General features: G+C 61.4%; 19 protein-coding genes. All 19 read right to left on the bottom strand.

The features are described from left to right. Window positions 1-45 precede the first annotated feature (45 nt). Complete coding sequence (gene fleQ / locus WF331_RS00830; RefSeq protein WP_340622578.1) at window positions 46-1,521, bottom strand: transcriptional regulator FleQ; 1,476 nt, start codon at window positions 1,519-1,521, stop codon at window positions 46-48. Window positions 1,522-1,689: 168 nt separating this feature from the next. Then, window positions 1,690-1,983 (bottom strand): hypothetical protein, encoded by a 294-nt coding sequence (locus WF331_RS00835; RefSeq protein WP_026034449.1) that lies wholly within the window; start codon window positions 1,981-1,983, stop codon window positions 1,690-1,692. Window positions 1,984-1,999: 16 nt separating this feature from the next. Beyond that, entirely contained in the window at window positions 2,000-2,401 is a 402-nt protein-coding gene (gene fliS, locus WF331_RS00840) for a flagellar export chaperone FliS (RefSeq protein WP_016498531.1), read from the bottom strand. Between the two features lie 127 nt (window positions 2,402-2,528). Next, window positions 2,529-3,917 carry a flagellar filament capping protein FliD gene (gene fliD, locus WF331_RS00845; protein WP_016498530.1) on the bottom strand — a complete coding sequence of 463 codons (1,389 nt, stop codon included), beginning with the start codon at window positions 3,915-3,917 and terminating at the stop codon, window positions 2,529-2,531. 83 nt (window positions 3,918-4,000) lie between these two features. Beyond that, on the bottom strand, window positions 4,001-4,357 hold the full coding sequence (locus tag WF331_RS00850) for a flagellar protein FlaG (protein WP_016498529.1): 357 nt from the start codon (window positions 4,355-4,357) through the stop codon (window positions 4,001-4,003). Window positions 4,358-4,433: 76 nt separating this feature from the next. Next, the gene (locus tag WF331_RS00855) at window positions 4,434-5,876 is read right to left on the bottom strand and encodes a flagellin N-terminal helical domain-containing protein (RefSeq protein WP_016498528.1); all 1,443 of its coding nucleotides are present in this window, start codon (window positions 5,874-5,876) and stop codon (window positions 4,434-4,436) included. A 400-nt stretch (window positions 5,877-6,276) separates the two neighbouring features. Beyond that, a complete protein-coding gene (locus WF331_RS00860) occupies window positions 6,277-7,206 on the bottom strand; it encodes a ketoacyl-ACP synthase III (RefSeq protein ID WP_012273519.1) in 930 nt (309 codons plus the stop codon). Between the two features lie 379 nt (window positions 7,207-7,585). Continuing rightward, window positions 7,586-9,148 (bottom strand): flagellar hook-associated protein 3, encoded by a 1,563-nt coding sequence (locus WF331_RS00865; protein WP_016498527.1) that lies wholly within the window; start codon window positions 9,146-9,148, stop codon window positions 7,586-7,588. 13 nt (window positions 9,149-9,161) lie between these two features. Further along, the gene (gene flgK, locus WF331_RS00870; protein WP_016498526.1) at window positions 9,162-11,204 is read right to left on the bottom strand and encodes a flagellar hook-associated protein FlgK; all 2,043 of its coding nucleotides are present in this window, start codon (window positions 11,202-11,204) and stop codon (window positions 9,162-9,164) included. A 12-nt stretch (window positions 11,205-11,216) separates the two neighbouring features. Further along, entirely contained in the window at window positions 11,217-12,371 is a 1,155-nt protein-coding gene (gene flgJ, locus WF331_RS00875; protein WP_016498525.1) for a flagellar assembly peptidoglycan hydrolase FlgJ, read from the bottom strand. A gap of 11 nt (window positions 12,372-12,382) precedes the next feature. Beyond that, a complete protein-coding gene (locus WF331_RS00880; protein ID WP_041167972.1) occupies window positions 12,383-13,492 on the bottom strand; it encodes a flagellar basal body P-ring protein FlgI in 1,110 nt (369 codons plus the stop codon). 12 nt (window positions 13,493-13,504) lie between these two features. After that, a complete protein-coding gene (gene flgH, locus WF331_RS00885) occupies window positions 13,505-14,200 on the bottom strand; it encodes a flagellar basal body L-ring protein FlgH (protein ID WP_016488460.1) in 696 nt (231 codons plus the stop codon). 36 nt (window positions 14,201-14,236) lie between these two features. Further along, window positions 14,237-15,022: a flagellar basal-body rod protein FlgG gene (flgG, locus tag WF331_RS00890; RefSeq protein WP_016498523.1), complete on the bottom strand. Its 786-nt coding sequence runs from the start codon at window positions 15,020-15,022 to the stop codon at window positions 14,237-14,239. A gap of 47 nt (window positions 15,023-15,069) precedes the next feature. Then, window positions 15,070-15,810, bottom strand: a complete 741-nt coding sequence (locus WF331_RS00895; protein WP_016498522.1) for a flagellar basal body rod protein FlgF — start codon at window positions 15,808-15,810, stop codon at window positions 15,070-15,072. A gap of 159 nt (window positions 15,811-15,969) precedes the next feature. After that, complete coding sequence (locus tag WF331_RS00900) at window positions 15,970-16,152, bottom strand: hypothetical protein (protein ID WP_016498521.1); 183 nt, start codon at window positions 16,150-16,152, stop codon at window positions 15,970-15,972. Window positions 16,153-16,307: 155 nt separating this feature from the next. Then, entirely contained in the window at window positions 16,308-17,630 is a 1,323-nt protein-coding gene (flgE, locus tag WF331_RS00905) for a flagellar hook protein FlgE (protein WP_174371044.1), read from the bottom strand. A 28-nt stretch (window positions 17,631-17,658) separates the two neighbouring features. Continuing rightward, complete coding sequence (gene flgD / locus WF331_RS00910) at window positions 17,659-18,360, bottom strand: flagellar hook assembly protein FlgD (protein ID WP_016498519.1); 702 nt, start codon at window positions 18,358-18,360, stop codon at window positions 17,659-17,661. Between the two features lie 12 nt (window positions 18,361-18,372). Then, the gene (gene flgC / locus WF331_RS00915) at window positions 18,373-18,816 is read right to left on the bottom strand and encodes a flagellar basal body rod protein FlgC (protein ID WP_016498518.1); all 444 of its coding nucleotides are present in this window, start codon (window positions 18,814-18,816) and stop codon (window positions 18,373-18,375) included. Window positions 18,817-18,818: 2 nt separating this feature from the next. Continuing rightward, complete coding sequence (gene flgB, locus WF331_RS00920) at window positions 18,819-19,229, bottom strand: flagellar basal body rod protein FlgB (protein ID WP_016498517.1); 411 nt, start codon at window positions 19,227-19,229, stop codon at window positions 18,819-18,821. Window positions 19,230-19,471: the final 242 nt, after the last annotated feature.

The raw sequence follows: 19,471 nt of genomic DNA on the forward strand, positions 1-19,471 counted from the left end.
GCGGGTTTACCCGCGAAGCGGTCATTTCAGGGGCGCCACCAGGCGTCAATCCTCCGCCTGGTCCTCGCCACCTTGGCGGCTCATGCCGTACTTGCGCATCTTCTCGACCAGGGTGGTACGGCGAATACGCAAACGTTCAGCCGCGCGGGCAACGATACCGTTGGCATCGTCCAGCGCCTGCTGGATCAGGCCCTGCTCCAGGCTACCGAGGTAGTCCTTCAGGTCCAGGCCTTCAGGTGGCAGCATCGCAGGGTTGCTGAAGTTTGGCGTGTGGCCGTTGATGGCCACGCGTTCTTCCAGATCGCTGCGCAGGCTGTCGACCATCTGCTCGTCTTCGTCATCGACGTAGCGGAATTTCTTCGGCAGCTCGGACACGCCGATCACCCCGTACGGGTGCATGATCGCCATGCGCTCGACCAGGTTGGCCAGCTCGCGCACGTTGCCCGGCCAGCCGTGACGGCACAGCGACATGATCGAGGCGGAGTTGAAGCGGATGGACCCGCGCTTCTCGTGCTCCATGCGCGAGATAAGCTCGTTCATCAGCAACGGAATATCTTCCACCCGCTCACGCAGCGGCGCCATCTCGATGGGGAACACGTTCAGGCGGTAGTACAGGTCTTCGCGGAAGGTGCCGTCCTCGATCATGGTTTCGAGGTTCTTGTGCGTTGCGGCGATGATGCGCACGTCGATGCTCTGGGTCTTGTTGCTACCCACACGCTCGAAGGTACGCTCCTGCAGCACACGCAGCAGCTTGACCTGCATCGGCAACGGCATGTCGCCAATTTCGTCGAGGAACAGCGTACCGCCGTTGGCCAGTTCAAAACGCCCGGCACGGCTAGTGATTGCCCCGGTAAAGGCACCCTTCTCGTGGCCGAACAGTTCGCTTTCCAGCAGCTCGGCCGGGATCGCGCCACAGTTGACGGGTACAAACGGCGCTTCGCGGCGCTTGGAATGGTAGTGCAGGTTGCGCGCCACCACCTCCTTGCCGGTGCCCGACTCACCCAGGATCAGCACGCTGGCGTCGGTATCGGCCACCTGCTGCATCATCTGCCGCACGTGCTGGATGGCACGGCTGGTGCCGACCAGGCTGCGGAACAGGTTAGGCTCGCGCTGGCGGCCGCGCTCGCGCGCCTGGTCGTACATCTCGCGATAGACCTGGGCACGGTGCAGTGAATCCAGCAACTGGCTGTAGCTTGGTGGCATTTCCAGGTTGGAAAGCACCCGGCGGCGAAGGTCTTCCGGGAACTCCGCAGAAGAAATTTCACCTAATAGCAGCACCGGAAGGAACTCATCCCACCCGGCCACTGTCTTAACGAGCCCAAGGAGATTGCCCGGAACGTCTACGCTGCCGATGAGCACGCACAATATTTCACGGCTCGAAGACAACGACTCAACCACTTGCTGCCAGTCATGGCTCGAGCAAGCGAGGTTTTCTTCACCGAGGAAATTCAGCACCACCGCCAGATCGCGGCGGCGCGCGCTATCGTCATCGATCAGCAGAATCTTGGTTTCACGCCACATGCAATAGCAACTTCCCTAGTCATATCGCCGCCCTGCAGGGGCATGCTCGACATCATTCCGACTGAATGGTCAGTGTTCGGACGTCTGGAATTCGAGAACAGACACTAGTAAAGTCAAAAAGGCCCACACAGTCAAATTTATGGCGCCTTTTGTCAAGTTGTGCGCATCTTAACTGAACAGATGGTAAACCTTCGAAGCATTTTTCGCTTGGTTGATCTGCATCATCTCTTCGGCAATTGCCTGGCGTTCACCGGTTGTCACGTCGATCAGGTTGCGGTAGACCAGCAGCACCCCTTCCAGCTTCTCGCGCAGCAACGCCTGGTCCACCGCGTGGGTTTCCAGCACCTCGTCGATGCAGGCGCGGCACGCCACATCCAGCTTGGCAATGGCTTCCCAGTCACGCTCGCTCAGGGCGCCGACCAAGGCATCACAGGTGTCATCGAGGCGTTGCAGTGCGGTCACGGTAATCTCCTTGCCGTCAGCTGGCAGGCTGGGCGTCGGCAATGCCGTCCCAACCGCTTTTCACGGTAATCAGCAGCTGGGCAACTTCGTCGATAATGCCGGCATCGTTGTCGACATTGGCCTGCATAAGCCGGTTGGTCATGTAGACATAAAGCGCGTCGAGCTTCTCGACAGTCTCCGGGTTTTCGCTTTTTTCGGGCTGCAGGCCGTCGCGAAGGCCGATGATGATGTCGATCGCCTTGCCGAGCATCAGGCCCTTTTCCGCGATATCGCCACGCGCCATGGCACCCTTGGCCTGGGCCATGCGATCGAGGCCACCTTCCATCAGCATCTGCACCAGGCGGTGCGGCGTGGCTTCGGAAATCTGGGCATGGGAATTGACCTTCTGGTACTGACGAAGGGCTCTCATGGGATTCATCTTGCGACCTCGTGACGGGCAGGCTTAAGGGAGAGATATTCCTTGTATCGGGCAGACGCTGAAAAACTTTACCGGCCGATGACATGAAGCCGGGCATCATGCCCGTACTTCATGCAATGTTCACGGTTTAATCGTCACTGCTCGACTTGTTCAGCGCGTTTAGCGTACTCAGCACGGAACTCTGCTGTTGGCGCAGCTGGGTGACCAGGGTATCCATGTTGTTGTACTTGTCCTGCAGGCTCTTCTGCAGGGCTTCCATCCGGGTGTCCAGGGTATCCTGCTCGCTCTTGAGCTTGGTCAGGCTTTCACTCAGGACCTTGGAGCGCTCGGCCAGGGTACCGGTACTGGCTTTGGCAAACGGCTCGGTCACCTTTTGCAGGCGCGCCAGCAGGCCATCCTTGCCATTGAAGATGCTGGTCAGGTCCGCCGCATTGGTGGAGGCAACCTTGTCCCATTTCTTGTCATCCAGGCTCAGCGCACCGCCATCCTGGGCAGAAGTGACACCAAACGCAGCGAGCGATTTCAAGGTGCCGTTGCCCGACACCGCATTGAGCTCCTCACGAATGGAGGACATCAACGTACGCATCGTGGCATCACCGGTCAGCGCCGCAGACGTCATGGTGCCATCAGCGTTTTTGGTGACCTTGGTTTCAGCATTCATGACTTTGAGCAGGGCGTTGTAGGTATCAATGAAACCCTTGAGGCCCGACTTCAACGTAGTAGAGCTGGTAGTCAGCGAAAGAACCGTCGCTGTTACCTCGCCACTTGTCGCGTTTTTAGGCGACGTACCCACCAGCTTGATGTTGAGACCACTGACGGCATCGGTGATGTCGTTGGTCTTGGACTTCATGGCAATGCCGTCCAGCGTGTACTCAGCGTCCGCCGGCGGATCGACAACGGTATAGCCAGTATCAATGCCCGAATTGCCCGAAAGGGTGATGTCGGAGCCGTCACCCATCTTGGTCGAGGTGATGATCAGACGCGAACCCGTGGCGTCGGTCAGTACGTTGGCACTCAGGCCTGCTGTACTGAACTGGCTGTTGATGCTATCGCGCACCTGCTGCAGCGTTGCGCCGGCAGGAACGCTCAAATCGTAGGCCTTGCCATTCTGGGTCATGGTCAACGTGGTCGGACTGCCAGTGGCGTTGACTACAGAGCCGGCGCCATTTGCGTAGACCTTCGTTGACACCTTCGACGCAGTCGCCAGCTTGTCGACAATCAACTTGAACGAACCGTTGGCAGCCCCGGTACCCATGGTGACGGTGGCCACCTTCTCATCCGAAGACTTCAGGCTAAGGCCACCGAAACTGTTGGTGTCGGTCATGTTGGTCAAGGCGCCGCGGAAGGCATCCAGCGCCGACTGAATCTTGCCGATAGAGGACAACGTGGTGGTTGCCTTCAGCGTTTGGGTATTGATCTGCGCCTGCTTCGGCGCCTTCTGCGCGGCCACCAGGGAATCGACGATCGCCTGGGTATCAATGCCCGAGCCAATACCGCTGACTGTTGTACCTGCCATCATTGCTCTCCTTGTTCAGTAGCTGCCGGATCCTTGGCGGATAAATCCATCAATCGGCCGACAGCAACAAAAATCATGCCAGCCTATGCCTGATCATCGAACAGCAGGCTGCTGGCTTCACTGAGGCTCTGCGCCAATTTCAGCGCAGTTTCCGACGGAAGCTGCCGGATCACCTCACCGGACTGGGTGGCAATTACCTTGACCACGACCCGACCAGTGGAATCATCAATGGAAAAATCCAGCTGACGCTGGCTTGACTGGACGAAATCACGGATCTCGCCAACCGCTTTTTCCAGGTCTTCGCGCGAGTGCGGCTGGTTATCGGGGGCCGCAGCGTCCTGCACCTTGGCAGGCACTGCCGGGTCCCGATCCCGATCAGCGACTGGCGCCTGGGGTAACACCGACGGATACACCTGGCTCAGCTTGACACTCATGTCCATGTTTCGAACTCCTCATGTCAAAAAGGGTGAAAGGGCACGTAAACGCGCCCTTTCACCCTTTACTCAGGCGCCTGAATTACTGGAGCAGTTTCAGGACCGAAGATGGCAGCTGGTTAGCCTGCGACAGGATCGCAGTCGAAGCCTGCTGCAGAGTCTGCTGCTTGGTCAGCTCGGCAGTTTCCGAAGCGAAGTCCACGTCCTGCACGGTGGAGCGGGCAGCGGTGGAGTTCTTCTGGATGTTCTGCAGGTTGTCGACGGTGGTTTGCAGACGGTTCTGGGTAGCACCCAGGCCCGAACGGACGCTGTCGATCGAACCGATGGCCTTGTCGATAACGGCCAGGGCGTTCTGGGCGTTGACGGCCTCGGTAACATCGGTATCGGCGATGGTGGTCTTGGCCGAGGACTTGGAAGCTGCACCGAACAGGTCGGTAGCGCCAGTACCGGTGGCGCCGTTAGCTACCGAGTAACCTTTGGCAGAGTCCAGAGAAATCTGGCCAGTAACGGTCGATTTGTCGTTAACGGTAGCGGAAAGCGTGGTCAGAGTACCTGGGAAATCACCGTTGCCGTCGCGTGCACCCACCGAGATGGCGTCTGCGCCGGCCTTGGAGGTGAAGGCCAGGTTCTCGCCAGTGTCCGACTTCACCGACAGGCTCTTGGTCGATTCGTCGTAGTTAACGCTGATACCCAGCTTGGCGGCGTTGGACTTCAGCTGATCAGCCAGGCTTGCGGTGTCAGTAACACCGATGAAGCTGACGGTGCTACCGCCTACAGTCAGGTCAAAGTTGGCTGGAGTAGCTGCAGCGCCACTGGCAACAGCCAGTTTGACTTCGGTGCTGGCAGAAGCAGTCAGGCCACCGATGGAGCCATTGAGTTTGGCAGCGATGTCTTTGGCCGAGGAGCCCGCATCATAGCTGACGGTTTTGCTCTGACCGTTGCCAGTGACAACCAGATCAGCTGCGGCCACACCGCTGGCGCTAGGCGCGATAGTGCCCGACTTGATCTGCTGCGAGCCGATGCTCTTGGCCGAAACGTTGTCCAGCGCCAGGTTGATGGTTTCGTTGGCGTTGGCGCCGACCTGGATGGCCTTGGTGCCGTACGAACCGTCCAGCAGCTTCTGGCCACCGAAGGTGGTGGTTTCCGAGATACGGTTCAGCTCAGCGGTCAGAGCCTGGTATTCGTCGTTGTTCGACTTACGGTCGTCGTTGCTCAGCGAGCCAGTAGCCGAGGACAGGGCCAGGGTACGCATTTTTTGCAGGATGTCGGTCGAAGCCTGCATTGCACCTTCAGCGGTCTGAGCGATCGAGATACCGTCGTTGGCGTTCTTGACAGCCTGGCCCAGGCCATTGATCTGGCTGGTCAGACGGTTGGCGATCTGCAGGCCGGCAGCGTCGTCTTTAGCGCTGTTGATACGCAGACCCGAGGACAGACGCTGCATCGAAGTGGTCTGAGCGTTGCTAGCCTTGGTCAGGTTGCCCTGAGTAGTGATCGACGCAATGTTGGTGTTTACAGTTAAAGCCATGACGAAATCCTCGTTGGATGGGTACTGCGGCTTCCGGCCTTGGCAACCGCCGGACTGGCCTAGAGAACCTTCGTAATAGTTATCGTCGGGTGCGCGGGATGCTTGAGGGGTTTTTCGAAAAAAAAATGCTGGCATGGGGCCAGCCCCGATAAATCAAGGGGTTAAGGCGGTTTATTGGCGTCAAAAACCACTCAAAATCCAGCTTAAGCTCACCAGCCAGCCACTCCATCTGTGGGAGCGGGCGCGCCCGCGAACACCGGCAAAGCCGGTGCCATCCACCGAGTCGCCTTCTTCGCGGGCATGCTCGCTCCCACAGAAAGCGGCGCCACGCCACAGAATCTTGCAGGCAAAAAAAAGCGCCGGGCGGTGGCCGCCGGGCGCTTTTGGGACTGCTGGGGGATCAGTCGCGGTACAGGATGGCCGAGCCCCACGACAGGCCTACGCCAAAGCCGCTGATCGCCACGCGCTTCCAGCTGCCGTCGAGCATGTGCTTCTGCAGCAGCAGCGGCACACTGGAGGACACGGTATTGCCGGTTTCCAGCATGTCCTTGACGAACTTCTCCGGGTGCTGCTCTTCGAAGCGCCGCGCCACGGCGTCGACAATCGCCGCACTGCCCTGGTGGATGCAGAACGCGTCGATATCCGAAGACTTCAGGCCACTGGCATCCAGCAGCTCGTGCAGGTGCGCCGGCACCTTGACCAGGGCGAAGTTGAACACTTGGCGGCCGTTCATGAAGAACTTGCCGTCAGTTACTTTCAGGTGCTCGGCACCGGAGCCGTCAGTGCCAAAACGCGCCTGGCCCAGGTTCCAGACCGCGTCTTCACCCATCCAGGTGGCTGTGGCGGCATCGCCGAACAGCATGGTGGTGTTGCGGTCTTCCGGGTCGACGATCTTCGAATACGGGTCGGCCGTGATCAGCAGGCCGTTTTTCAGCCCTGCCGCTTCCATGAAGCCTTTGATCGCGTACAGGCCATACACATAACCGGAGCAACCCAGCGACACATCGAACGCCGCCACGCGGGTAGACAGGCCGAGCTTGCTCTGGACGATGGCTGCGGTGTGCGGCAAGCCTTCTTCGTCACCGTTCTGGGTGACCACGATCAGCGCATCGATCGACTGCGGATCAAGGTCAGGGTTGCTGGCAAACAGGGCCCGGGCGGCTTCTACGCACAGGTCGGAAGTTTCCTGCTCTTCGGCCTTGCGCGGCAGGAACGACGCGCCGATCTTGCCGAACATGAACTCTTCGTCCTTGCCGAACTTCGCACCCTGGACGTAGTTGTCCAGGCCAGCGGTAGGCACGTAACTCGCAATGCTTTTGATGCCAATCATTCTGGCTTCCCAATGAAAACAGCCAAAGACCACCACTCGATGAATTGAGGGCGCCAAATACCGGGGCGCGTCACCGCCAGAGGTTGAAGGCAGGGCTCACCTGCGCACCGGTAACAAAATGCTGCAACAGCTGCTGCATAGAATACAGGGAAGATGATCGTTTTGACTCATTGGTCACATTGAAATGCTACGAAAGCCGTGCCGAGGGCGTGAGAAACCAGAATTTTCGCGGGCATGAAAAAGCCGGGGCCGCTTTGCGCCCCTTCGCGGGCTTGCCCGCTTCCACAGGTTTTGCGTGCGCCTGAGGCCCGCGCAATCGCTGTGGGAGCGGGCAAGCCCGCGAAGGGGCGCAAAGCGGCCCCGGCTTCAGCAAGACAGATCAGAGCTTGTTGAACAGGCTCAGCTGCGAAATGCGCGAAAAGGCCAGCTGTGAGGCCTCCAGCATGGCCTGCTGCAAGGTCAAAGTGATGGCCGCCTGCGACATGTCGGTGTTGCCGATGGCGTTCTGGGTGGTCTTGTTGGCCAGGCCCAGGCTGGTGTTCTCCTGGCGCTGGATCTCCAGCGAATTGCCCCGGGCGCCGATCGAACCACGGGTGATATCGACCTGCTCACGGGCACTGGCCAGGTTGGCGATTGCCGAGGCCGCCGCATCCTTCAGCGCATTGGCCTGGCCTACACCCGTTACCGGCGTATCCAGCGCAGCACGCAACTGGCTGAGGGTTTCCAGGACATTCTGGTTCTGGTGCGTATTGGCGGTAACCGCGAACTGGTCACCCGCCTCCGGCGAACCGCTCACCTGATACGTGACACCCGCCACCGTCAAGGCTGGTGCGGTGTAAGTACCCGTGGCCACTGCCTTGCTGTCAGCCGTCAGCGGCTGGGCGTAGAGCTCGTAGGCGCCAGGCCCGGTGAACTTGATCACAGCCCCGTTGCTGGGGAAAGTGCTGCGATAAGCCGCTTCGTCGGTCACGCTGCCGCTGGTGACCTGGGCGCTGGAGGTGTTGCCGGCGTTGCGGGTGGTGTTGAACGAGTCCGGGCGGGCCGCCAGCGAAAACTCGCGCCCTGCCACCGCGGCGTCGGCATCGGCGCCCTCCTCCACGGTAACGGTGATTTCAAACTCGACGCCACGCAGGGCAATGCTGTTGGCGCCTTCGGTCTTGCTGTCGAAGGTACCGTTGGTGGCAGTTTCAGAGGTGATGTCCCTGCCACTTGCATCGGTGATGGTGTACTGGGTCGCGCTGGTGAAGGTCAGCTTGTACGGCTGGCCGGCAGTAAAGCTGTTGTTGTAGCTGGTACTCGAGGTCATCAGGCCAGACGATACCCCGACCACGCCATCGTCAGTGGCGGGCACCACCAGGGTCGACTGCGTGCGGCTCTTGTTGCTGGCGGAATCGAAGATGGTGAAGCCGGTGTCGTTGGTGGCCAGATTCAGGGTGTCGGACACCTGCAGACTCAGCTGGGTCTGGTCACCGTTGTAGCTGTAGGTGCCGTCGGAGTTGCGCACATAGGGTGGCGTGGTGCTCTTGGAGCCGCCGAACATGTAGTCGCCGTTGGCATCGCGCGAATTGAGCAGGCCGAAGATGTTCGCCTCGATCTCTTTCAGCTCGGTACTGATGGCCACACGGTCAGAGTCGGTAACCCCAGGGCCGCCAGCACGGATCGCCAGCTCACTGGCGCGCTGCATGGCGTCGTTGATGGTGGAGAGTACGCTCTCCTCCTGCAGCAGGGCGTTGCTCACCGTGTTGATGTTGCCGCTGTACTGGTCCAGCAGCGACTGCTGCTGTTGCAGCAGCAGCAGACGCGCCGCGCCGACCGGGTCATCAGCCGCGGTCTGGATGCGAATACCCGACGTGACCTGATCGTTGGTCTTGTTCATGGTGGAGAAGTTCTTGGAGTAGCTACTGGCGCTGGCCTCATAGAACTGAGCAGTGGAAATACGCACGAGAGTCTACTCCTTACAAGGCATTGATCAGGGTGCTGAAGGTTTCTTGCGCCGCCTTGATGATCTGCGACGAAGCCGTGTAGTAGTGCTGGAATTTCACCAGGCTGGCCGCCTCGTCATCGAGGTTGACGCCAGACACCGCGCTGCGGCTTTCGCTGGCGGACTTGAGTACCGCCTCGGTCGCCGTGGTGTCGATGGTCGCCTGGTTGGCCTTGGCACCCACGCGCTCGACCAGCGAGGCATAGGCCGACGTGAAGCTGGTGCCACCGCCGGAACCGGTGTTCACCGTCGACTTGGTCTGCAGGCCCAGCAGCGCCGTGGCGTTGCGGTTGTCGGCCTTGCCGTCGGCATTGAACGACAGGGTAAAGCTGTCATTGGCCGCCGGGCTGCCACCGATGGTGGTCTCGACGCTGAACGTGCGCGGGTTGCCGCTGCCATCGAGAATCGGCTGCCCGGCAGCATCCAGCATTGGCACAGCCACCGACAGCTTGTTGTCGGTACCCGGGACCACGCTGCCGGTGCCAATCTGGGTGCCCTTGGCATCGAACAGCTTGTAGCCCTGGGAGCCACCACTGGCGGCGTCGAACACTACGCGCACCGGCATCGAGTCGCGAATCGACTGCTGGATCAGTGCGGTATCGGTACCGCCATAGATATCCAGCGATTCGCCCAGCGTAGGTTGGGTGATGGTGCCGGTACCGCTGTTGCCACTGCCTGCCGCAGCACTGATCGGCCCGGCAAAGGCCAGTTTGTTGGCATCGGTCAGGGTAGTGGTGATGCTGCCGGCCGCCGCACGGGTAGGGATCACCTTGAAGCTGTCGCCGGCCGCCAGGCCACCGCCTTTCAGCGACAGGCTGAAGCCGTCGATCACCGGCGCCGGGTCGGTGTTGAGGTCGAAGCTGCCCATGTCGGTGCCGTCGGAGCGGCGCACGCTGTACTGGTTGGCGCTGGTGAACTTCACCTCGTAGTCGTAGGTGGTCAGCGCACCACTGTTGGCGATGGTCACGTCCAGGTTACCGGAGCCGGTGCTGTTGTTCGACGAAGCCAGGCTGCGCTGGGCAACGGCAGTGGCGCTGTTGATGCTGGAGAACAGCGAGCTGCCAAACTGGCCATTGGCATCCAGGCCCTGCCCCAGCTGGCTGTTGATGCTGTCCGACACCACCAGGGCAACACGGCCCAGCTCGTTCATGGACGGTATCAGCACGTCCTGGCGGTAACGCACCAGGCCGCCGATCGCGCCACCGGTCACCACCGAGGTCACGTCGGAGCTGAACGACTCATAGTTGATGCGCAGGCTCGCCTGGCTCTTGTCGGCAGTACCCGGCTGCACCGACAAGGTGTTGGCTTTGTTGCCGGTCACCAGCGACTGGCCGCTGCCCAGGTACACGTCGTAGTTGCCGTCACGTTCCTGCACGGTCACGCCAACCAGCTCGTTGAGCTGGCGCACTGCTTCGCTGCGCGCATCCAGCAGGCTGTTGGGCGTGTTGCCGGTGCCCGAGGCCGCCGCGATCTGCTTGTTGTACTCGGCGATACTGGCGGTGAGCTTGTTGACCTGGCCAGCCATGGTGTCGAGCTGGGAGTTGATCGTTTCGTTCTGCTGGGTCAGCTGAGTGCTCACCGCGTTGAAACGGTTGCTCAGGGTTTGCGCCTGGGTCAGCAACAGCTGCCGGGAGGCAACGTCACCGGGCTTGGCCGCTGCCGTCTGCAGGGCCGAGAAGAACGCGGTAAGGACCGAGCTGATGCCGGTATCACGGTCGGCCAGCAGCTTGTCGATGCTGGTGATCTGGTCCTGGAAGGCAACCGAGTCCGCTTGCAGCGACGTAGCGGTCTGCAGCTGGTTGTCCAGATACGAGCTGTAGATGCGGCGCACGTCCGCCAGCGTGGTACCAGTGCCCAGGAACCCCGCGCCGATGTTGTGCGAGGGCCCTGCCGCCTGAACCGTCTGCTGGCGCGAGTAGCCACTGGTCGCGGCGTTGGCGATGTTGTTACTGGTTACCGACAAGGCCGCCTGGCTGGCACTCAGGCCACTCAGGCCGATGGAAATCAGGCTCGACATGATTTAGTCCTTTTATAGATTCGTGGTTCTGCCAGCCATGGCGTATTGCGGGGTTGACTGCATTTGCTGGGCGATGCTGATGATCTTCTTCGCATAGCCCGGGTCGGTCGCATAACCTGCCTTCTGCAGCTCTCTTGCAAACTGCTCAGGGTTATCGGCCGAGTCCAGCGCATCTTGATAGCGAGAATTGCCCTGCAGCAGGTTCACCAGGTCGTGGAAGCTGTCCTGGTACGAGTCATAGCTGCGGAACGCTGCGGTTTCCTTGACGAACTGGCCATCGCGGAACTCGCTGGTGATCGCCCGTGCCTGCTCACCCTGCCAGTTGCCGGTGGCCTTGATGCCGAACAGGTTGTGGCTGCTGCTGCCATCGGTATTGCGCATCACCGATTTGCCCCAGCCGGTTTCCAGCGCGGCCTGGGCCACCAGGTAGCGTGGGTCGATACCAATGCGCTTGGCCGCTTGCTCGGCCATCGGCAACATGGTGGCGACGAATTCGTCACTGTCGGTAAACGCCTTGTTCGGCGCCAGCGGCGGCTGGGCCACGGCGCGGCCGACAATGCGCAGGCCGTTGTCCGGTACGGCGAAGGCCTTGGCCACTTGCTGGCCGTCACGGGCCGGCACGGCGGCGTTATTGGCCGTGGCGGCCGATGGCACGATGCCTGCCAGCAGGCGGTCGGTAAGCTTGCTCGGCAAGGCCAGGCGCCGCGAGTTGAGCGCGGCGACGTCGTTGCGGGTGGTGGCCGAGTCCGTGGCATGCACCGGCTCCGCCACCTTGTTGCCCCACAGCGCCGGGCCACTGCCATCTGCACGCGGGAACGGGCTGGTGTTGATCGACGCACTGCGGCCCTTGGTCAGCTGGCGCACCAGCACATCCTGCAGACCGATACCACCACCTTCGCGGGACATGCTCACGGCCAGCTGCTGGTCGTACATGTCGCGGTACTGCTTGACCGTTTCGGTGTTCATCGGGTTGTCATCAGCCAGCACGTCGCTGGCCTTGCGCGAGGCCTTGAGCATTTCACTGATGAACAGCGACTCGAACTCCTGGGCCACCTTGCGCACGTTGGCGTCGCTGTCGCGGTCACCGTGCTTGAGCGCACTCAGGCGGTTGAGGTCGGTGTAGGCGCCGCTGTCGGCACTGCCGGAAACCTGGCTTTTGATGTTCATCCGAGCCGTCCTCAGATCACGATCAGGTCGGCCTGCAAGGCGCCGGCCTGTTTCAGGGCTTCGAGAATGGCCATCAGGTCGCCGGGCGCTGCGCCCACCTGGTTCACCGCGCGGACGATCTCATCCAGCGTGGTGCCCGGGCCGAACTTGAACATCGGCTTGGCTTCCTGCTCGGCGTTTACCCGCGAGCGTGGCACCACGGCCGTCTGGCCATTGGAGAACGCCCCCGGCTGGCTGACGATCGGGTCTTCGGTAATGGTCACGGTCAGGCTGCCGTGGGTTACCGCCGCCGGCGACACCTTGACGTTCTGGCCGATGACGATGGTACCGGTACGCGAGTTGATGATGACCTTGGCCACCGCCTGGCCCGGGTCGATTTCGAGGTTTTCGAGGATCGACAGGTAATCTACGCGCTGGCTGGGGTCCATCGGCGCACTGACCCGCACCGAACCACCATCCACCGCCTGGGCCACGCCGGGGCCGAGCAGGTCGTTGACCTTGTCGACGATGCGCTTGGCGGTTGTGAAGTCGGGGCGGTTGAGGTTCAGGGTCAAGGTGTTGCCCTGGTTGAAGCCGCTCGGCACTGCCCGCTCGACACTGGCACCCCCGGGGATGCGACCGGCCGACGGAACGTTGACGGTGATCTTCGAGCCGTCACGGCCTTCGGCGTCAAAGCCCCCCACCACCAGGTTGCCCTGGGCGATGGCGTAGACGTTGCCGTCGATACCCTTGAGCGGGGTCATCAGCAGGCTGCCGCCACGCAGGCTCTTGGAGTTACCGATCGACGACACGGTAATGTCCACCACCTGGCCGGGCTTGGCGAACGCCGGCAGGTCGGCATGCACCGACACCGCCGCGACGTTCTTCAGTTGCACGTTGCCGGAGCCGGCCGGCACCTTGATGCCGAACTGCGACAGCATGTTGTTGAAGGTTTGCAGGGTGAACGGCGTCTGGGTGGTCTGGTCACCCGTGCCGTTCAGCCCCACCACCAAGCCGTAACCGATCAACTGGTTGGAACGCACGCCAGAAATGCTGGCGATGTCCTTCAGGCGCTCTGCGTGCGCACCGAAGGCACAGGACAGGAGCAGGGTTGCGGCAATCAGCTGCCTCACGTTGAACATGGTCATCCGTACTCAGAAAGGCCAAAGCGGGCTGATGAAGAAGCGGTCCAGCCACCCGGGCTGGCTGGCATCGGCGAACGAGCCGGTACCGGAATAGGTGATGCGCGCGTCGGCCACACGAGTGGACGGCACGGTGTTGTCGGTGGCGATGTCGTCGGCGCGGATCATACCGGCAATGCGCACCAGCTCTTCGCCGGTGTTCAGGGTCAGCCACTTCTCGCCGCGCACGGCGATGATGCCGTTGGGCAGCACTTCGGCCACGGTCACGGTAATCGAACCGGTCAGGGTGTTGCCCTGGGTGGCCTTGCTGTCGCCCTTGGTGGCGCGTTCGCCGTTGTAGCCGGCCTCCAGCGACAGGTCACCGCCACCGAACGGGTTATTGGTGTTCGGTGTGCTGCCGAACAGCGAGGTCAGGCCGATGTCGGCCTTGCTGTTCTTCTGGATCTGCGAACCTGCGTTCTTGCTGGCCGACGTTTTCTCGTTGAGGGTGATGGTGATGATGTCACCCACCCGGAACGCCTTGCGGTCGCTGTACAGGTTCTGCTCGAAACCGGCCTGGTAGATGGAACCGTTGTTGGCCGCTGCCGGCAACGGGGTGCGCGGCAGTACCGGCGCGTAGTACGGGTCGTTGGGCTTGGGCGTCGGGCCGACGCAACCTGCCAGCAACACCGCCCCCCCCAGGGCGAACACGGACAACAGACGATTCATGGTGCATACCTCACGGGTGTAACGAAGCGACAGGGCTTAGAGCTGTTGGGTCACGAACGACAGCATCTGGTCGGCGGTGGAGATGACCTTGGAGTTCATCTCGTAGGCGCGCTGGGTGGTGATCATGTTCACCAGCTCTTCCACGGTGCTGACGTTGGAGTTTTCCAGGGTCTGCTGCTGGGTGGTACCGAAACCGTTCAGGCCCGGGGTGCCCACTTGCGGCGCGCCACTTGCGGCAGTTTCCAGGAACAGGTTGTCGCCGATGGCCTGCAGGCCAGCCGGGTTGATGAAGTCGGCAGTCTGGATGTTGCCGATCACCTGCGCTGCAGGGTTGCCGGCCGTGGTGATCGACACGGTGCCGTCCTGGCCGACGGTGAAGGTTTGCGCGTCGTTCGGCACGACAACGGCAGGCTCCAGGGCGTAGCCGTTGGCGGTGACGATCTGGCCGTCGGAGTTCAGGTGGAAGGTGCCGTCACGGGTGTACGACACCGTGCCATCCGGCTGCAGGATCTGGAAGAAACCACGGCCGTTGACGGCCATGTCCAGCGGGTTTTCGGTGGTCTGCAGGCTGCCGGCGACGAAGCTCTTCTGGGTGCCGACAATGCGCACACCGGTACCGACCTGCAGGCCCGAAGGCAGCTCGCTGTCCTGGGTGGACTGGGCGCCGGGCTGGCGACGGATCTGGTACAGCAGGTCAGCGAACTCGGCACGGTCACGCTTGAAGCCGGTAGTGGAGACGTTGGCCAGGTTGTTGGAAATGACCGTCAGGTTGGTGTCCTGGGCGGACAGGCCGGTTTTAGCGACCCAAAGAGCCGGAAGCATGTAGTTTCTCCTCGTGCGCCTGTTTTACGGCACCCGTTCAAAAGTGATTAGCCGATTTGCAAAACCCGAGCCATGGCTTCGTCGCCTTCCTTGGCCGTGTTCATCATCTTGACGTGCAGTTCGAACTGGCGGGACAGCGCCAGCACCGAGGTCATTTCCTCGACAGCGTTGACGTTGCTGCCTTCCAGGAAGCCCGCCACCACCCGCACGTTGACGTCGGCGTCGGCCGGCTGGCCAGAGGTGGTGTGGATCAGACCGTCCACGCCTTTGGTCAGGCCTTTGGTGTCCGGGTTGACCAGCTTGATGCGGTCGACCTCAGCCATCACCCGCGGGTCTTCACCCATGGAGCGAATGCTGAGGGTGCCGTCGGCGCCGACCTCAACCTTCTGCTCCGGCGGGATGGCAATAGGGCCACCGTTGCCGATCACCGGCATGCCGTTGCCGGCACGCAGCACGCCGAGGGCGTCGATGTTCAGGCTGCCGGTACGCACGTAGGCTTCGCTGCCGTCCGGCGCCTGCACGGCGATGAAGCCCTTGCCGGTCACGGCAACATCCAGGTCACGACCGGTCTCGACCAACGGGCCTTCACTGAAGTCGGTGGCCGGGCGCTCGGTCATGGCAAAGGCGCGCGCCGGAAAGCTGTCGCCGAACACCGGCATCGAACGCGCCTGTTCCAGGTCACGCTGAAAGCCGTTGGTGGAAATGTTCGCCAGGTTGTTGGCGTGGGCCTTTTGCGCCAGCGCGTTCTGGCTGGCGCCGGTCATGGCCACATAAAGCAACTTGTCCACAGTATCTCCTCTGCGCGTCGCTGCCGCGCTGTCACTGGGCAGGTTCGAAGCAATAATCGAACCAAGTCTGAAACCGCCTGTTTCCGGGGGTTTCAGCGCGGCAAGGGGCAACAAACGTCAGTTTGTCGGCGGATGTTTGCCGCCTGCGGCAAGCGCGTGTCAGAAGGTGCGGCAAGCGGCGTTGTTGTAGGGGCCGGAATGGCGCACCCAACCCTCGCCCGGGTTGCTGGCCGAGCACAGGTAGCGGCCGGTGGCCAGGCTTTGCCATTGGTAGAACGGGGCGGGAGCGGCCGAGAGCGGCAAGGCCATGGCCAGGAGGGCGGTAAGCATTAGCCGTTTCATGGGCGTGAACCTTGAAGAACCTGGGGCCGCTTTGCGGCCCATTGCCGGCAAGCCAGCTCCCACAGGGGATTGCAACCTCCTGTGGGAGCTGGCTTGCCGGCGATGGGCTGCAAGGCAGCCCCAATTACAGACAAAACCACACTAACAGGCGGCCATCAGGTCATCTGGATGATGGTCTGCATGATGGTGCTTTCGGTGGAAATGGTCTTGGCGTTCGCCTGGTAGTTGCTCTGCGCCTTGATCAGGTTGACCAGTTCGCCGGTCAGGTCGACGTTGGAGTCTTCCAGTGCGCCGCCGGTAATCTGGCCCAAGGTACCGGTGTCCGGCGCGCCGATCACCGGCACGCCCGAGGCGTAGGACTCTTTCCAGCTGGTGCCACCAATCGGGGTCAGGCCCTGCAGGTTGGCAAAGTTGGCGATAGCCACCTGGCCGATCACCTTGTCCTGGCCATTGGTGAAGTTGGCGAACATGTTGCCGCTTTCGTCGATGGTCAGGCCCGACAGCTCACCGGTGGCAAAGCCGTCCTGGCTCTTCGCGGTGGTGGCGGAGGCGGCGTTGTACTGGGTGGTACCGAGCATGTCCAGGTTCACCCCGGCAACGTTGGCGGTAGCGCCGTTGGCACCCCATACACCGGCGGCGTTCTTCTGTGCCGGGATCCAGTTGCTGAGGGTGAAGGTCTTGTTGGCGGCTATGGTCATGCCGCCGGCTACCGGACCTTCCGTCATCGAGGCGGTGTCCAGGGTGCCGTCAGACTTGAACGGCAGCTTGTTGGCCAGCGGCGTGGTCGAGGTCGGGTCGGCCGGGTTGCGCCCGTCGATAGTGGTGTACATGGTCCAGGAGTTGCTGGTGGCGTCCTTGACGAAGTACTGGTTCAGTTGGTGCGCGTTACCCTGGCTGTCGTACACGTCGGTATTGAACGTGTAGTTGTAGGTGCCGGTATTGGTCGGATCGAACGGCGCCTGGGTGGGTGCAGTCGCGGTGGAGTTGAGGTTGACGTTCTCGGAGATGCGACCGGTCGGGTTCGGCGTCAGGTTCGAGGTGTCGATCTGCAGGTTGGTCAGCACACCCTGGATGATCTTGCCGTTGGCATCCACTGCATAACCTTGCAGGTTGGCGCCCGACGAGCTGACCACGTAGCCGTCCTTGTCGCTGTAGAAGGCACCGGCACGGGTGTAGATCTTCGAGCCGTTGTCGTTCATCACGAAGAAGCCGTTGCCATCGATGGCCATGTCCAGCGCCTGGCCGGTGCCATTGATGTTGCCCGGGGTGAACATCTGCGACACGGCGGCAGTCTTCACGCCAGTGCCCACCACGTTCTTGCCGGCACTGGTGCCGCGAATGGAGTTGGAGTACTGGTCGGCGAACTCGGCGCGCGACGACTTGAAGCCGGTGGTGGCAACGTTGGCAATGTTGTTGCCGGTAACGTTCAGGGCCTTGTTTGCTGCATAGAGGCCGCTAAGGCCGATATTGAAAGACATGTGTAACTCCTGTCGTTTTGCTCAGGCCCTAGATGCCGATGCTTTGGATTTTGGAAAGCGCAACACTGCCCAACCCGGCCAGGTTGAGTGTCATCTCCGAACCGTTGGTACCCATGGTCACGCTGGTGACCGAGGCCGGCAGGTTGGTGGTCATGGCCGTGGCCTTGCCGTCGATCGAGGCAGTAGCCTTGAAGGTGTAGGTACCGGCTGGCGCTGCTTCGCCGTCGTCGTTCAGGCCATCCCAGGTAAAGTCGATCTTGCCGGCTTTCTGAGTACCCAGGTCGAGCGTGCGCACCAGCTTGTCGTCCTTGTCGTAGATGCCCACCGAGGTGGCGGTGCTCGACGACGTCAGGTTGACAGTGCCTTTCATATCCTTGCTGGTGTCGACCACGGCCTTGTCGGTCTGGACAATCACATTGCGCCCGACCAGCGACGAAGCCTGCAGCGCCTGGGAGGATTGCAGCCCAGCCGCGATGTAGGTCACCGAGTCATTGAGCGACTGCATGCTCTCAAGGCTGCTGAACTGCGCCAGCTGCGCCACGAACTCGCCGTTTTCCTGCGGATCGAGCGGGTTCTGGTTCTTCATCTGGGTAACCAGCAACTGCAGGAAAGCATCTTTGCCCAGCGCGCTGCCGGCAGCACCGGTGCTGCTGTCGGTCTTCGACGTCTGCTTCTGCAGCGATGTCAGGTACGCGCTGCTGACGTCAGAGGTGGAATTGGTAGTGGTCATGTCGGCTTCCTATCACTGCCCCAGGGTCAGGACTTTCTGCATCATGCTCTTGGCCGTGTTCATCAGCTCGGCGTTGGTCTGGAACGCACGGCTGGCGGAGATCATGTCAGCCATTTCCTCGACCACATTGACGTTCGGGTAGTAGACGTAGCCGTCCTTGTTCGCCGCCGGGTGGTTTGGCTCGTAGCGAGCCTCCAGGGTGCTCTGGTCTTCGACGATGCCTTTGACCTGCACGCCCTGCCCTGCTTCACCCTGGTCGTCGAACAGCGACTGGCTGGTGCCAGCCTGCGCATCCTGGAAGGTGGTGGCGAACACCGGGTGGCGAGCGCGGTAGGTCTGATCGATGCTCGACGAGACGGTTTCGGCGTTGGCAATGTTGGAAGCCACGGTGTTCAGGCGCGTGTTCTGCGCGCTCATGCCGCTACCGGCAATATTGAAGACGCTGGAAAGGGACATGGTCATTCTCCCCGCAGGGCCGATACCAGCCCCTTGAATTTGCTGTTGAGCAAGGTGAAGCTGGCCTGGAAGCCAATGGCGTTTTCGGTGTAGTTCGATTGCTCGATCTGCGCGTCCACGGTGTTCTGGTCAATCGATGGCTGCAGCGGCGTGCGGTACTTGAGGGTATCGTCGGCCGCGATGGCGAGGCCTTCGGCTTCGATGTGGCGGCTATTGGTGCGGTCCATGGCGAAGCGGCCGCTCTGCTGCTTGTCGCTTTCGGCGGCCAGCACAGAGGCGAAGTCCATGTCACGCGCTTTGTAGTTAGGCGTGTCGGCGTTGGCGATGTTGTTGGCCAGCACTTCGGCGCGCTGGGCGCGGAAGCCCATGGCCTTTTCGTGAATACCAAGCGCCTTGTCGAAGCTGATGCTCATGTCGGGGAAACCTTCGGAGGTTGACCGGAATATCGTTGAGCAAGGTATAGCAAGGGCTGTGCCAATCAGTGCAAAGCCCGGAAACATGGGCTTTCGAGGTGGGGTGGTGTCAGGGTGATGCCAGAAAAGCGGCAAAGGCCTTCCGCCTTGGGCGGCGAAAGCGGCAATTGCCGGGCGGCAAAAGCGGCAAACCAAAAAATTGACGTCAGTGTTTTTCCTGCACCGGCCCCTTCGCGGGTAAA

The sequence above is a fragment of the Pseudomonas sp. YNh genome (genome assembly GCF_037993085.1).
Classification (GTDB): domain Bacteria; phylum Pseudomonadota; class Gammaproteobacteria; order Pseudomonadales; family Pseudomonadaceae; genus Aquipseudomonas; species Aquipseudomonas putida.